The organism is Hymenobacter montanus, from assembly GCF_014699115.1.
Taxonomy (GTDB): domain Bacteria; phylum Bacteroidota; class Bacteroidia; order Cytophagales; family Hymenobacteraceae; genus Hymenobacter; species Hymenobacter montanus.
The window spans coordinates 1-15776 of record NZ_JACXAD010000008.1 but is presented as its reverse complement, the minus strand read 5'-3'; the positions used below and the strand labels follow the sequence as shown (position 1 = coordinate 15776).

Here is a 15776-nt window from a genome sequence, read left to right as displayed (position 1 = left end):
CAACTTCTTAATCTTGACTTAAGCAAATTCTTAGTCTTCTTTTTGCACTTCTTCCTTGGTTATGAAAAAAATAATTCTCTTGCTCAGTCTCCTGACTGGCATTTCGGCATCAGCATTGGCTCAAGTATCTTTTGGGGCCAAAGCGGGTGCTTCGTTTACAACCAACACAGAGTCAGGTACTACCAATGTGATGAATAGTTTCTTCAAAGCGGCATCTTCGTTCCCATTCAACCCTGGCTCTACCAACCCTGGCTCTGGGGTTTACATAACCACCAATATAATTGGCTTCCACGGTGGGTTGTTCGTCAACTTGCCCATTAGCGCTGCCTTCTCCATCCAGCCTGAAGTACTATACTCGATGAAAGGCTCACAGACCGATAAAGACGGTGATGCTAAAATAAGGCTCAATTATATTGATATTCCCGTCATGTTGCAGTATAATACCCACCGCCTCTTCTTCGAGGCAGGTCCCCAGCTAGGTATTTTAACTAGTGGTAAGTTTGTTGCTGGTTCCCTCAACCTTGACGCTAAAGAATTATTCAAAACCGTTGACTTTGGCTACGCTACCGGGTTAGGGTACAAGTTGAAGTCTGGGCCCATATTGGGGCTGCGCTATAATGGTGGCATCACCAACACTTATAAAGACAATGATAATAAGGATAAGGCACGCAACAGTGCTCTTCAACTGTACGCTGCTTTCATATTTGGCCGCAAGTAATTGCTAAAATGTCCTCGCAAAAAAGCCCGGCCACTTGGCCCTTGCTCGTGCGCTGCACTACCAACAACGGCACCTGTTTCGCCCACTGACGCTCCGTTAAGTCAGAACTATAACGCTTCTGCTGTATGCTCTAAGCTACTGATTACCTTAAACAGCTTCTTAGGGCGCCCATAAAACGGGGGTGGTGAAAGCCAGGCACGAACTGCGCCTGGCTTTCACCACCCCCGTTTGGCATGTAAGCTGGGTATCCCAAGTTGCGAACTAGCCTGGTAGCAGTCGTACCCGGTAGGGCGGTATGTTAGTAGTTCAGTTTGTGAACCACAGCGGGTACTTGAGTAGGTGCCAGTTTGCAGCGTCTCATTTTTATGTCCTTTCCTCGAAGGCTACAATGAGGTTGTCATCAGTGTATACATTTGGCTTCCTCTCTTAGCTTCGCGTATTCAGCGACCCAGAAGTTGAGGAGGCAGTCTGTTAGAACAGCAATTGAGTGTGGCGTGCATCATGCCGTAAGTAAAACCATGCAGCTAGTTTACCGTTGGGTCCGCTGTTCCCCATATCTGTGCTTCCTGGCGTGGCTGGCGACGGGCTTGGTTCGGGCTCAAAGCGCGCCCGGGCCAGTGTCGGTGCTCGCGCAGCCTGTGCGCCTGCCGGCTGGCTGGGCCCCGCTCGCGCAGGTGCTGGCCGAGGCATCGCGCCAAAGCGGCGTGCCGATATCGTATAGCAGCACCCGCTTGGGCACCACGCGGCGCGTATACGTGCCCCCGGGGCCGGCGCGCCCCCTGGGCGCCATTTTGCACGACGTATTAAGCCCCCAGCAGGTCTCTTACGGCCTGATAAGTGGCCAGGTAGTACTCTGGACGGACCGCAAAACGACCCCGCCAGGCGTCACTAACGTGAACGAATACGGTACTCCCGTCCCTAAGACGGCTAATCCGGCAGCCCTGGCAGCTGCTGCCCCTGGAGCGGTGCCGGGGCAGCAGGTTCGCGCCGGAGCTTCCTCCTTAAAGAAAGTAGTTTCGCCAGTGGGGGGCGCCGTGGTTTCGAGTACGGCGCCCTCGTTGGGTACTGCCGGGGCCGCAGCCACCGGAAAGCCGTTCGCTTTGAAGCGGCTTGCTGGCGGTCCGCGAGGCAACGCTGTGGCGCGGCCCCAAATGGCAGAACAACCCCAGCTCCGTGCTACAGCGTCCGCCTCGGCTAGCTCGCCAGCCCGTGCCAAGTTGTTGCCGCCCCACCAGCTTCTGGCCGTCGACAGTTTGGCGGGGCGGCCAGTACGGGCCATCCTATTGCCCGCCGCTCTGCCCGCTTCGCTAGCCCTGGCCGCGCCTGCTCCGGCGCCGGTAGCAGCGGGGCATCGTCGCCGATTCGCGCAGGTAAGCCTGGTATATCCGCTTGGAACCAATGGCCTAGCCAATGCCCGCACCGTGAACCAGGTTTCGGTGAATGCGCTGGTCGGCTACGCCGCTGGGGTAGAAGGAGTCGAGATTGGGGGGCTGATGAACGTGGTGCGCGACTCGGTACACGGCGCGCAGGTAGCCGGCCTGCTGAATCTAACCGGCGGGGCCGTACGAGGCGTGCAAGTTGCCGGTTTAGCCAACGTGGTGCGCGACGACGCCCGTGCAGTCCAGTTGGCTGGACTGGTGAACATTGTGGGTGGCCGGCCGGCGGGCGCGCCCTCAGCTACTGCCCCGGGCTCACCGCTGCAATTGGCGGGGGTAGCTAATCTCACCGGCACCGATGTGCGTGGCCTGCAGGCCGCACCCCTGCTGAACCGGGCCCGGCGGGTACGGGGCGTCCAGTTTGGTTTGGTGAATATTGCCCATCATGTGCGTGGCGTGCAACTGGCCTTAATCAACATCGCCGACTCGGTTGAGGGCGCGCCCGTGGGCTTTATCAACATTGTGCGCCACGGCTATTGGCGCGGGGAAGTATGGGCCAGTGAAACGCTTCCCTTAAATGCCGTCCTCAAGATGGGCGTGCGCCGCTATTACAGCGTGCTAGGGATTTCTGCTCAGCCATTTGGCAACCGTTTACAATGGGCGCTGTGCTCGGGCATCGGCACGGTGGGCCGTCCTCACGGGCGGTTTATCTTTAGCCTTGACATTCTGCAGTGGGGGCTGGCCGGCAGTAAGAACGATGATCCTGACGACGTGCCTGGGCTCTTACAAGTACGCCCGGCAGTGGCTTGGCAGTTTGAACGGGAGAGCCATTTGCAACTCGTTATTTCGCCTACTTTTAACCTGGCGGTTGCTAACCGCACGGCCGTGCAGCCCGACTGGGATTTCGGGGCTAACCAACTCCTGATCATCAATTCGGTCGGGGCGGAAACCATCACGCGCCTGTGGCCGGGCCTCCAGCTCGGCTTACGGTTCTAGCACGCTTCGGGCCGGTAGGCACCAGGGTCGCCCCAAGTAACTGGGTTGCGGAAAAGAGCGGGAAGTTGCCCGACTTATTCTTTTATGATTCGTTGTTGAATGTCGCCCCAATAGCGCTATCACTCAGGCCAGTCGCGTTGGCTGTAGCCCGGTGCGCTTGTTCTTTCCTGAGCCGGACGGAAGAGCGGCTAAAAACGTCCTAATTCGTTTTGTTGGAAGTCCCACTCGGGCGTACTGACCACTTCTTCGGTTGGGTTTACCGCAAACCAAGCACCCAGTTGGGGCTCGTCCACGTTGCGCAATACGTGGATGCTTTGGGCAGGCATGTAGCTTTGGGCCAGCAGCATATATTTTTTATGCGTAGTTGGATGCTCGGCTACGTCAACCACCAGCACAGCGTGGCCCGGCGCGCCGCCGTGGATGAGCACATCGCCCGGTTGTACGGTGGCCAGGGGGACCGAGCGTAGCTCGCGGTGTAGCGAGAGCGTGCCGGCATAGCCGAAAGTAGCCAGGAGGTAGCGCGCCAGCACGGCGTGGGTAGATGCTTCGACCGGTTTGCGGGCGGGCGTCACTGTTTGGCCAACTACTTCAAAGGTCCTGCCCGCCACGTAGTCGGAAAACCAAAAATCGTAGCCCGTAGTAAGGTGAAAATGAATCTGGTTCGGGTTCTGGCTGAAGCCGTACTCGGCCCGCAGACGGATAACGGCGTCGGCACACTGCTGCAGGTCGCGAGTGCCCACGTCGATGTTGACCACGGCGGCTACTACGTCGGAGCGCTTTTTCAGGGCGCCAGAATAGGTACGGGCCAAGGTGCCCGGCGGGCTCAGGGGCAGATAGCGCAGCCACTCGCCCCAGGAACCCCGCGCGAGCACGACGCGCCGACACCCGGCCGGTGGAGGGAAGCGGGCGGCAACAGTAGCCGACGCGTTGCCTGGCTGCGTGAGCCAAGGGTAAGTGATGCCGTTTGGACGCGTTTGCGAACGAGCCGGTAAGCACGAAGCCCCCAGCACCAGGGCCACGAGTAGGAGGAAGGAAGGTACTCTACCGACCTTGGTTAAGAAAGGATTGATCACTTCAAAGTAAGGATGACTATTCGCCTGTATGGGCCCAAAACATGCCTCTACTGCTACTCACCGCACTAATTACTGTTTGAGCATCTGGCCCCAGGAGAAAGCATAAATCAAATGGGTTAGCAGTTAGAATACCGCTAACGCAGTGATAACGCTTCTTGGTATTCTATCATGGACTGCTGTTCCGTAAATAGTTGTCAAGCCAGCAAGGAAGCCATGGAGCCCATGCTTAGCTTACTACCCACTCCTTTAAGATTCAGGCAACTCCAAAGCAAAACCCTTATAGCCGATTATTCAGGGCTATTTTTTGCGTTATTATCGCTTTTTAGAACGGCCTTAACAGGCGCATATATCTCGCCTTTGACACTTACTATTTCCCAAAATAAATTTCCGTTGTCTAAATAGAGTATAGCTTTTCCTTTGGCTTTCGCATCATAAAACCCTGTGAAATCGATATAAGCAACATTGTTTATTATTTTACCATATATATTGTAGTTCTTATCAATGTCACAGTCAATTCTTCGACCGCCTCTCGACACTGCGCAATATTGGCCTTTTATGATGTCTTTATCTTGAATTAAATTCAATTGAAAGCTTATATTCAGAAGCTCATTTTCTTTTGAAGAGAATTCGTAACGCCATATGCCAGAATAGTTCTGGTGACTATTGTTTTCTGCTATACGGTAAGCATTGAGAGCTCCCGTTTCAGCATTATTGCATAGTGCGAATACTAATATATGGATAATTGATAAAAGGTGACCTGTTTTGAGCATGACGTTAAGCTTTACTTGCTAAGCAGTCATCAACTCTTGGCTTTGGACGCGGCTTTTTTAGTGGCTGGCTTGGCAGTTTCTTTGGTTGCTGGCTTTTTCTTAGCCGCTGGTTTCTTGGTCGCCTTAGCTTTCTTGGCGGGCGTGTCAGCTTTCTCTTCCTTGGCTGCGGGAGCCGCCTTCTTCCCGAAACGCCCGCCCTTGGCGGGCTTGTCCGGGGTGGCATCGGCCAGCTCCTGGCAGCGCTCTAGGGTCAGCCCGGTCGGGTCTTCGCCCTTGGGGATCTTCACATTCTTCTTGCCCGCGACGATGTAGGGCCCGAAACGACCGTTCAGCACCTGAATATCGGGGTTCTCGGGGAAGCTCTTGATCAGGCGTTCGGCGTCGGTTTTGCGCTTGGTCTCGATCAGGGCCACGGCTTCTTCAGCGGTGATGGTGTGCGGGTCCTGCTCCTTGGTGAGGGAGTAGAACTTGCCCTCGTGACGAACGTAGGGGCCGAAGCGGCCGAGGTTGGCCGTCATATCCTTGCCCTCGAACTCGCCCACCACCCGTGGTAGCTTAAACAAGTCCAGCGCTTCTTCCAGCGTGATGCTTTCGATGAACTGGCCTTTGCGCAGATTGGCGTAGGCGGGCTTCACGTTGGGGTCGGTGGTGTCGCCCAGGGCCACGTAGGGGCCGTAGCGGCCCAGTCGGGCGGTAATTTTTTCGCCCGTTTCGGGGTGCACCCCGATTTCGCGGGTACTGCCCAAGGTGTTGCGCTCAATGTCCTGCCCGGCCTCGATGGTCGCGTGAAACTTGCCGTAGAAGCCGGTCAGCATGTGGGTCCAGTTCTCGTGGCCGTTGGCAATCTGGTCGAACTCGTCTTCCACCTTGGCCGTGAACTGGTAATCCACGATGACGGGGAAGTGAGCCACCAGAAAGTCGTTCACCACCATGGCCGTGTCCGTGGGAAACAGCTTGGCTTTCTCGGCACCGTAGTTCTCGGTTTTTACTTCGGTATTGACGTGCTCGCCGTCGAGGGTCAGCACGTGAAACTTGCGCTCCTTGCCCTCCCGGGTGTCTTTTTCCACGTAGCCGCGCTTCTGCACCGTGCTGATGGTAGGCGCGTAGGTCGACGGCCGGCCGATGCCCATTTCCTCCAGCTTCTTCACCAGCGAGGCCTCGGTGTAGCGCGCCGGGGGCGCCGAAAACCGCTCGGTCGCGCTCAGCCGCTGCAAGGGCAGGTTCTGGCCCACGCTCAGCGGCGGCAGCCCCCGCGAAAAGCTCGACTCGCCCTCTTTGCCGTCGTCCTCATCCTCGTCGTCCTTGCTCTCGGCGTACACTTTCAGGAAGCCCTCGAAGGTGATGACCTCGCCCGTCGCCGTGAGGGGGACACCTGGCTGGGTGCTGATGCCGATAACCGCCGTGGTGCGTTCAATCACGGCCTCCGCCATCTGCGACGCCAGGGCCCGCTTGCGAATCAGGTCGTACAGCCGCTGCTCCGAGGCGTCCGAGCCGGCCTTCACCGCGCCAAAGTCGGTGGGCCGGATGGCTTCGTGCGCCTCCTGAGCCGAGGCCGACTTGGTTTTGAACGTCCGGGTGTGGTGGTACTCGGCCCCGTAAGCCGCCGTAATGGCCGCCTGCGCCCCCGCCAATGCCTCCTGCGACAGATTCACCGAGTCGGTGCGCATGTAGCTGATTTTACCCGCTTCGTACAGCTTCTGGGCCACGCTCATGGTTTGCGCCACTGAGTAGCCCAGCTTGCGCGAAGCCTCCTGCTGCAGGGTTGACGTGGTGAAGGGAGCCGCCGGGCTCCGCTTGCCCGGCTTCTTATCGAGGCTCTCAATCCGGTAGCTGGCGCCCACGCAGCGCGCCAGAAACGCCTCGGCCTCGGCGCGGGTCTTGTAGCGGGTAGGCAGCTCGGCTTCGAGCACGGCGCCCCGACCGGCGTCGAAGCGGGCTACGATGCGGTAGGTGCTGGTGCTCAGAAACTGGTTGATTTCGCGCTCCCGCTCCACCACCAAGCGCACGGCCACCGACTGCACCCGGCCAGCCGAAAGGCCGGCTTTTACTTTTTTCCAAAGCACCGGGCTCAGCTCAAAGCCCACCAAGCGGTCGAGCACGCGGCGGGCCTGCTGGGCATTCACCAGGTTCTGGTCGATGATGCGCGGGTTGGCAATGGCCCCCAGGATGGCACTTTTAGTGATTTCGCGGAAAACGATGCGCCTGGTTTTGGCGTCGGGCAGGTTCAGCGTCTCGGCCAGGTGCCAGGAAATGGCTTCGCCTTCGCGGTCGTCGTCACTAGCTAGCCAGACCATCTCCGCCTCCTTGGCCAGTTTCTTCAGTTGGGCAATTAGCTCGCGCTTGTCGGCCGATACCACGTAGGTGGGCTTAAATCCATTAGCGATATCGATGGCGTTGTTGTCCTTGGGCAGGTCGCGGACGTGCCCGTAGCTGGAGCGCACCACGAAGTCTTGGCCGAGGTAGCCTTCAATGGTTTTGGCCTTGGCTGGCGACTCGACGATAACTAAATTTTTGACCATGTGGGCGAAAAAGAGGGGAGGGCAGAACGAAAAGCAGTGCGCAATGAAACGGTCAGCAGCGGGGAAATGTTGAAATTGGCCGTAAAGATGCCGGATAATTCCGGGCGGCGGTATACTGAGCAGTAATTTTGGCTGGGATGGAGTTGGGTAAACAAGCGAGGCGTTGGGCGGAGTTCATTGGGAGTTCGTTGCTTGGGCCGCCGGGCTATTTTTGCTTATCCCGGCTTATTGCCCGTACTTCGCCTTTCTAAATTTTGCTCCTTTCATTTCGTTTGATACTTCTAGTATATGGTTTCCCCCAAGGCTCCGCAATCTAAGCCGCGTCGCTCCCCGGCGACTACTGCTACGGATGATGTCACCGGTGGAAAGCCGGATCCGGGCGCCGTTTCGATGCCCGACGTCGTGCGCACCACCAATGACCTGACCCGTAAGAAAGGCGGGCCGCGCGGCTCGGTCGACACCCAGGACCCGGGCTACGTCAACGACCAGCTGAACCGGGTGCTTTACGCGCTCGACGCCTTCAAAAAAGGTGATGTTTCGGTGCGCCTGACCAAGCAAAACGACGACATTTTCGCCGAAATCGCCGAAGCCTACAATTCCATGGTGGAGATGATTGGCGGGGTAGGGGGCGAGGTATCGCGCATCTCAAAAGTAGCCGGGGTGGAAGGCAACCTGAAAGCCCGCGCCTCGGCCGAAGGGGCCGCCGGCTTCTGGCGCGACATGATTAACAACATCAACGGCCTGGTCGACAGCATCGCCGTGCCGGTACTGGAAGTAGGCAAGGTACTGAAGAACATCAGCCGTGGTAACCTGGACGAAAGCTTCCAGATCCCGGTATCGGGCGACTTCAAGCTGATGGCCGAAACCATCAACAAAACGATTGACAACCTGAACATCTTCGCGGGCGAAGTAACCCGGGTGGCCCAGGAAGTGGGCACCGAGGGCAAGCTCGGCGGCCAGGCCAGCGTACCCAATGTCGGGGGCATCTGGAAAGACCTGACCGACAACGTGAACAACATGGCCTCGAACCTGACGAGCCAGGTGCGCGACATCGCTAACGTGGCCACCGCCGTGGCCAAGGGCGACCTGACCCAAAAGGTGACCGTTGATGTGAAAGGGGAGTTCCTGCAGCTCAAGCAGAACCTGAACCAGATGGTGGACTCGCTGAACCTGTTCGCCGGCGAAGTAACCCGGGTGGCCCAGGAAGTAGGCACCGAGGGTAAGCTTGGCGGCCAGGCCAGCGTGCCCAACGTGGCGGGCGTCTGGAAAGACCTGACCGACAACGTGAACAACATGGCTTCGAACCTGACGAGTCAGGTGCGCGACATCGCCAACGTGGCCACCGCCGTGGCCAAGGGTGACCTGAGCCAGAAAGTAACGGTTGACGTGAAAGGGGAGCTGCTCCAGCTCAAGCAGAACCTGAACCAGATGGTGGACTCGTTGAACCTGTTCGCCGGCGAAGTAACCCGGGTGGCCCAGGAAGTAGGCACCGAAGGCCGCCTCGGTGGTCAGGCCAGCGTGCCCAGCGTGGCGGGCGTTTGGAAGGACCTGACCGACAACGTGAACTACATGGCGTCGAACCTGACCAGCCAGGTGCGCGACATCGCCAACGTGGCCACCGCCGTGGCCAAGGGCGACCTGACCCAGACGGTGACCGTTGATGTAAAAGGGGAGTTCCTGCAGCTCAAGCAGAACCTGAACCAGATGGTGGCGTCCCTTAACCTGTTCGCGGGCGAGGTAACCCGGGTGGCCCAGGAAGTGGGCACCGAGGGTAAGCTCGGCGGCCAGGCCAGCGTGCCCAACGTGGCCGGCGTTTGGAAGGCCTTGACCGACAACGTAAACGATATGGCCGCGGCCCTCACCTCGCAGGTACGTGACATTGCCAACGTGGCCACCGCCGTAGCCCGCGGCGACCTGAGCCAGAAGATGACGGTAAACGTAAAGGGCGAAATTCTGGAGCTGAAGAACATCCTCAACCAGATGGTGGACTCGCTCAACATCTTCGGTGATGAGGTAACCCGGGTGGCCCGCGAGGTGGGCACCGAGGGCAAACTCGGCGGCCAGGCCGTGGTGCCGCGCGTCGGGGGCACCTGGAAGGAGCTGACCGACAACGTAAACACCATGGCGTCGAACCTGACCAGCCAGGTGCGCGACATCGCCAACGTGGCCACCGCGGTATCGAAAGGCGACCTATCGCAGAAAATCACGGTTGACGTAAAAGGGGAGTTCCTCGACCTGAAAGAAAACCTGAACCAGATGGTGGACTCGCTCAACATCTTCGCCGGCGAGGTAACCCGGGTGGCGCGGGAAGTGGGCACCGAAGGTATTCTGGGCGGCCAGGCCAACGTGCCGAAAGTGAGCGGCACCTGGAAGGACCTGACCGACAACGTGAACACCATGGCTTCCAGTCTCACCTCGCAGCTCCGCGACATTGCCAACGTGGCCACCGCGGTAGCCAAGGGCGACCTGAGCCAGAAAATCACGGTCAACGTGCGCGGCGAGCTGCTCCAGCTCAAGGAAAACCTGAACCAGATGGTGGACTCGCTCAACATCTTCGCCGGCGAGGTAACCCGGGTGGCCCGCGAGGTGGGCACCGAGGGCAAGCTCGGCGGCCAGGCCAGCGTGCCCAACGTGCGCGGCACCTGGAAAGACCTGACCGACAATGTGAACACCATGGCCCTGAACCTGACGAGCCAGGTGCGCGACATCGCCAACGTGGCCACCGCGGTAGCCAAGGGCGACCTGAGCCAGAAAATCACGGTTGATGTAAAAGGGGAGTTCCTGCAGCTCAAGGAAAACCTGAACCAGATGGTGGACTCGCTGAACCTGTTCGCCGGCGAAGTAACCCGGGTGGCCCAGGAAGTGGGCACCGAGGGCAAGCTCGGCGGCCAGGCCAGCGTGCCCAACGTGGCTGGTGTCTGGAAAGACCTGACCGACAACGTGAACACCATGGCCGCCAACCTCACCACCCAGGTGCGGGGCATTGTGAAAGTAGTAACCGCCGTATCGAAAGGCGACCTGACCCAGAAGCTGACCCTGCAAGCCAAGGGCGAGCTGGCGGATTTGGCTGATACCATCAACCGCATGGTGGACGACCTTAACCGCCTCGCCGTCGAGGTGAGCCGCGTGGCTAAGGTGGCCGGGGTGGAAGGCAAGCTCACCGAGCGGGCCACCGTCGGGGGCGTGTCGGGTTCCTGGAAAGAGCTCGTGGACACGCTCAACGCCCTGCTCGAATCCATTGCCTCGCCGGTGCTCGAAGTGAGCCGCGTGGTGCGGGCCATCTCGGAAGGCGACCTGACCCAGCGCGTGGACGTGCCCACCACGGGCGACATCCTGGCCATGTCCAGCGCCCTCAACCTGGCCGTGGAAAACCTGAACGAGCTGCTCGGCGAAATCAACGATTCCTCGCAAGTAGTGGGCACGTCGTCCGAGGAAATGGCCGGCAAAGGCCAGGAGATGAGCCGGGTAACCGTCGACGTGGCCCTGGCCATGCAGCAAATGGCCGAAGGCGCGCAGAACCAGGCCTTGAAAACCGACCAGGCCTTCAAGCTCATCGAGGAAATCATGCAGGCCACCAAGGAAACGGCCAACAAGGCCGACGTGGTGAACAAAGCCGCCATCCTGGGGGAGCAAACCTCGCAGCTCGGCCTGAAAACGGTGGCCGAGGTGGTGAAAAACATGGAAGAGATATCCAGCGCCGCCATGCAAACCTCGCGCACCATCGAAGTGCTGAGCACCCGGTCCGGGGAAATCAGCAAGTCGCTGGGCGTAATTACCGACATCGCCTCGCAAACCAACCTGCTGGCCCTGAACGCCGCCATCGAAGCGGCCCGCGCCGGGGAAGCTGGCCGCGGCTTCGCCGTGGTAGCCGAGGAAATCCGCAAGCTGGCCGAAGGCTCCCGCAAGTCGGCCAACGAAATTGCCACCCTCGTGGAGGATGTTCGCAAGGACACCACCTCGGCCGCCACTGCTATCTCGACCATGGAAGGGCGGGTACTCAAGGGCAAGAACGCCACGTTCGAAGCCAGCTCGGCCTTTAAGAACATTGCCACCAGCAGCGGCGAAACGCTCCGCACCTCCCGCGACATCCTCACGGCCACCGAAGTGCAGAAAACCTCGATTGGCGACGTGGTCAAGTACGTGGAAGAAGTGGTGGCCATTGCCGAGCAAACGGCTACCGGCACCCAGCAAGTGGCGGGCACCGCCAAGCAGCTCTCGACGGCCATGCAGGAGCTGACTACCAGCTCGCAGCGCCTCACCGACATTGCCGACGACCTGCAGGCGGGCCTCGAAACCTTCCAGCTCAGCTCCTACGCCTACGAGCCCGAGCCCCTGCCGGTGCGGCGCGGCTCCAGTGTCCGCGACCTGTACCGGTCCCGCGAAGGCCACGCGCCCGTCGCCCAAAAGGGCGGGGCGGGGCGGCGTACCCAGGGCCGGTCCGAAGTCGTCGTCGAACCAACTAACCCCGGCCACCGGAATGCCATGCTGCGCCGTAACGGCCGGACCGAGGCCCCCGCGGCCCCCACGAGACCGGAGCGACGCGTGCGCTCAACCGAGCGGGCCGCAGATTCGGCTCCCGCAGCTGCCGTTCCGGCCACCCGCCCAGCCCCGGCCCAGCCCAAGCCTGGCCCCGCCAAAAATGGCCAGAACCCGGAAAATGGCCAGGCGGGTAAAGCTGCCGCGCCTAAGTCGAAAGCCAAAGCCAAGTGATTTTTAGGGTCCGGCAGTCAGGGTTGAGGGGCTGACAATAGCGTTAGCCTCACTTCTCTGACTGCCGGATGCCGCTCATTATCCACTACCGACCAGCCGTTTTATGGCCGAGATTGCACTAGCTAGCCCTTCCCCGAAACCCGAGCGCGCCAAATCGGCTGAGCTAGTGCAGCTCATTGTGTTCCGTTTGGGCGACGAGGATTACGGCATTCGCATTGAACAGGTGAAGGAAGTGACGGTGACGCCCGAAGTGGCCCGCATGCCTAAAACACCGCCTTTCATCAAAGGCATCGCCAACCTGCGCGGCGACATTATTGCCATCATCGACCTGGAAGAGCGCTTTCGGCTGCGGCCGGTCGGCCGGCCGGTGCCCGAGCGCAGCTACACCGTGGCCGTGGAAGCTGCCGACTACACGCTGGGCCTAATGGTGCGCGAGGTGCCCCGGCCCTTCACGCTGCCGTTGAGCCAGATTGAGCCGGCTCCTGAATTTGTGCAGGACTCCAGCACCCGTGACAAATACCTCGAAGGCATCGCCAAGCTGCCCGAGGGCGGAGTCATCATCGTGCTGGACATGCGCAAGCTGCTCACCCCTAGCGAAATAATGCGATTGCCGGGCAAAGGGGCATCTTCGTAGGCTCCCGCCCGTACAAGGGGCCAGCTTCCGGGCTCGGCCATTCCTCGATTTATTCTCATGTCTTTCAATACCATGAACAAACGCATTCTCATCGTCGACGACTCCTTTTACATGCGCACGATGCTCAAGAACATGCTTACCGATGCTGGCTATGAGGTAGTAGGCGAGGCGGCCAACGGGGCGGAGGCCCTGGAGATGGCTACTTCCACGGCGCCCGACCTCATTACGCTCGACGTAATTCTACCCGATAATACCGGGCTGGACGTGCTCAAGAGCCTGCGCCAGACGCAGCCCTCGGCCAAAGTGGTAATGTGCAGCGCCGTGGGCCAGGAAGTCATCGTGAACGAAGCCATTGAGAATGGTGCGCTGGCCTACATCGTGAAGCCGTTTTCTGAGGAAAAGGTGTTGGAAATAGTGGGCGCCGCGCTGCAAGACGACGCCACCGAACAGGCGGCATAGCGTGCAGTATTACTCGCCCGTGTCCCCGCAGGAGTCCGTCGGCAGCGAGGGCTGTCGGCTGCGCCCGGTGGTTTGGGCAAGGAGGAGGGCAACCAAGCAGATGGGCCAATGAAAACGCGCGACCAGGAATATCGGGAGCTGTTCATGGCCGAGGCCCTGGAGTATTACGACTCCATGAGCCGGCACCTGAGCGAATTGGAGCGCAACCCCAATTCCGGCCCGGCCCTTAACGAGCTGTTCCGGCTCATGCACAATCTCAAGGCCAACGCCCGCGCGATGGGCTTCAACGACCTGGGCGAAGTAGCGCACCACCTCGAAGCGCTGTTTGGCTTGATTCGGGACCAGGAGCGGGCGTTCAGCGGGTCGCTGATTCGGGTGGTTTTCGCCGGGGTCGATGTCCTGGGCAACATGATTCGGGCCGTGGGGGCCAGCCAGCCCTTGCCCGATGTGACGGGTTTGCTCGCCAACCTCGACCGGCTGGTGCGCGGCGAAGAGCCCGTGTTGGAAGACGAGGAAACCGGCGACAGCGACGAGGAGGCCAGCCGGAAGATGGAGCTGTCGGACTTGGTCTACATCCAGGTCAAAAAGCTCGATAACCTGCTGAACCTGGTGGGCGAGCTGGTGATTGACCGCGACCGGATCATGACGCTGGCTCAGGAAATCGACAACCCGGCGCTGCTGGCTACAGCCCAGCACCTGTTCCGCATTTCCGATGATTTGCAGTACAGCGTGATGGATGCCCGCCTGGTGGGCGTAGGGGTGCTGCTGAACAAATTTCCCCGGGTGGTGCGCGACGTGGCGGCTGCCGAAGGCAAGCAAGTGGAGCTGACCATGAGCGGACAGGATGTGCAGATCGACCGCAACATCTTGCAAATCATCACGGATGCGCTGTTGCACCTGGTGCGCAACGCCGTCAGCCACGGCCTCGAAGCCACCGACCAGCGCCGGCAGGCGGGCAAGCCCGCGGTGGGCCAACTGGCGCTCTCGGCTCTGACCGAACGCGACGACGTGCTGATTCAAGTGCGGGACGACGGCCAGGGCATCGACACCGAAGCGGTCCGCCGCAAGGCCGTTGAGCGCGGCCTGGTCGGGGCCCGCGCCGCCGCCGCCCTCGACGAGCAGGCCGTCTGGGCGTTTCTCTTCGAGCCTGGCTTCTCCATGGCCCGGGAAGTAACCGATATTTCCGGTCGCGGCGTGGGCCTCGACGTGGTGAAGCTGGCCCTGGATTCGCTCGGCGGCCAGCTTCGGGTAGAGTCGAAACTGGGCCTGGGGACGACCTTCACGCTGGTGCTGCCGACATCCATCGCCGTGAAAGGGGCCTTGCTGGTGGAAGTGGACGAGCGGCCCTACGCCATCCCGCTGCTGCACACCGACACCGTGCTGGCCCTGCACCCCGGGCAGATTTCGGTGGTGGGCGGCGTGCTGGTGACGCAATTCCACGAGCAGACGGTGCCGCTGGTGCCGCTGCGCCAACTGCTGCACGACGAGGGCGACGAGCCCTTGCCGCCCGCCACTAAAGCCGACCTGCACGGCCCCCAGCAAGTGCTGGTGGTTAACTATAACAACCGCCGTTTGGGCTTGCTCGTCGACCGATTTATGCGCCAGCAAAATATCGTCATCAAGCCGCTCAGCAAGCCTTTAGATACCATTGACCTGTTTGGGGGAGTGACGCTGCTTGGCAGCGGGCAGGTATGTCTCGTCCTCGACGTACCCGCGCTCACCCGTTTGTTTTTGAACAAACGCCCCTAAAATTCTCTTTTCTTCACCCCAGTCCTCGCCGCTGTACTACCCCCGTTTCCGACGTTATGGATTTATCGATGACCGACTTAGAGCGTGATATAATCCGCGAGATCTTGAATATTGGTCTGGCTCGCGCCGCCGATTCGTTTGCCGTGATTGCCCAGGAGCGGGTGCTGTTGGAAGTGCCGAACATCGATCTGCTGGTCAGCGACGATATTTTAGCTCGGGTGCAGGAATACCAGGCCAAGCACGTGCCCATTCAGTCCGACATTCGGGGCGATTTCAATGGTACGACGCTGATGTTCTTCTCGGGCCAGCACATTCAGCGGCTTTCCCGCGTGTGCTTGCGCCTGCAAGCGTCGGAAACGCTGGAGGTGAATGAGCTGCAGGAATCGCTGCTGCTCGAAATCAGTAATATCATCACCGGCGCCCTGGTTACCCAGTTGGCTAATATTCTGAAGGCCAACATCTACGGCGCGCCGCCCACCGCCCCCCGCGGCGACATCACGGAGGTGATGCAGTCGCTGCTGCCGCGCCACCAGCTGCAGCCGCTTATCTTCTCAGTTATCACCCAGTTCTCGGACAAGGACAACATGGTAGAGCTGCCGCTGATGTTGTTTTTTGATCGAGTGACGTTTACGAAAATCCTGGAGATAATCCGAAGCTATGATTTCCTGGGCAGCCAGCTGTCGGCTTAGACTTTTACTAGAGTGTGTGGACATTCATCTCATCCAATCCATTGCGGCCAGTAGGTGAGCGACGGCCAGAAAGGAGGTAGCGG

The 15776-nt window shown here is 59.7% G+C and carries 10 protein-coding genes; 7 read left to right on the top strand and 3 right to left on the bottom strand.

The annotated features are described in order from the left end of the window. Window positions 1-61 precede the first annotated feature (61 nt). Together IC235_RS08715 and IC235_RS08710 are read left to right on the top strand one after the other, a co-directional pair. On the top strand, window positions 62-718 hold the full coding sequence (locus IC235_RS08715) for a porin family protein (RefSeq protein WP_191004791.1): 657 nt from the start codon (window positions 62-64) through the stop codon (window positions 716-718). 518 nt (window positions 719-1236) lie between these two features. Beyond that, the gene (locus tag IC235_RS08710; protein ID WP_191004790.1) at window positions 1237-3090 is read left to right on the top strand and encodes a hypothetical protein; all 1854 of its coding nucleotides are present in this window, start codon (window positions 1237-1239) and stop codon (window positions 3088-3090) included. 188 nt (window positions 3091-3278) lie between these two features. Here IC235_RS08710 and IC235_RS08705 read toward each other — a convergent pair whose 3' ends face one another. The 3 genes from IC235_RS08705 to topA all read right to left on the bottom strand — a co-directional run bounded on the left by IC235_RS08705 (window position 3279) and on the right by topA (window position 7452). Continuing rightward, entirely contained in the window at window positions 3279-4109 is an 831-nt protein-coding gene (locus IC235_RS08705; protein WP_191004789.1) for a DUF4846 domain-containing protein, read from the bottom strand. Window positions 4110-4450: 341 nt separating this feature from the next. Beyond that, complete coding sequence (locus tag IC235_RS08700) at window positions 4451-4933, bottom strand: hypothetical protein (RefSeq protein WP_191004788.1); 483 nt, start codon at window positions 4931-4933, stop codon at window positions 4451-4453. A 29-nt stretch (window positions 4934-4962) separates the two neighbouring features. Continuing rightward, window positions 4963-7452 carry a type I DNA topoisomerase gene (gene topA, locus IC235_RS08695; protein ID WP_191004787.1) on the bottom strand — a complete coding sequence of 830 codons (2490 nt, stop codon included), beginning with the start codon at window positions 7450-7452 and terminating at the stop codon, window positions 4963-4965. Between the two features lie 288 nt (window positions 7453-7740). On the opposite strand from topA, the gene IC235_RS08690 reads away from it, so the two are divergent. The 5 genes from IC235_RS08690 (at window position 7741) to IC235_RS08670 (ending at window position 15693) form a co-directional block, all read left to right on the top strand. Continuing rightward, window positions 7741-12162: a methyl-accepting chemotaxis protein gene (locus IC235_RS08690; RefSeq protein ID WP_223847157.1), complete on the top strand. Its 4422-nt coding sequence runs from the start codon at window positions 7741-7743 to the stop codon at window positions 12160-12162. A gap of 103 nt (window positions 12163-12265) precedes the next feature. Next, window positions 12266-12796, top strand: coding sequence for a chemotaxis protein CheW (locus IC235_RS08685; protein WP_191004786.1), 531 nt, complete (start codon window positions 12266-12268; stop codon window positions 12794-12796). A gap of 57 nt (window positions 12797-12853) precedes the next feature. Then, on the top strand, window positions 12854-13255 hold the full coding sequence (locus tag IC235_RS08680; RefSeq protein WP_223847156.1) for a response regulator: 402 nt from the start codon (window positions 12854-12856) through the stop codon (window positions 13253-13255). 108 nt (window positions 13256-13363) lie between these two features. Beyond that, window positions 13364-15004: a chemotaxis protein CheA gene (locus tag IC235_RS08675; RefSeq protein ID WP_191004785.1), complete on the top strand. Its 1641-nt coding sequence runs from the start codon at window positions 13364-13366 to the stop codon at window positions 15002-15004. Window positions 15005-15060: 56 nt separating this feature from the next. Then, entirely contained in the window at window positions 15061-15693 is a 633-nt protein-coding gene (locus IC235_RS08670) for a chemotaxis protein CheC (protein WP_223847155.1), read from the top strand. Window positions 15694-15776: the final 83 nt, after the last annotated feature.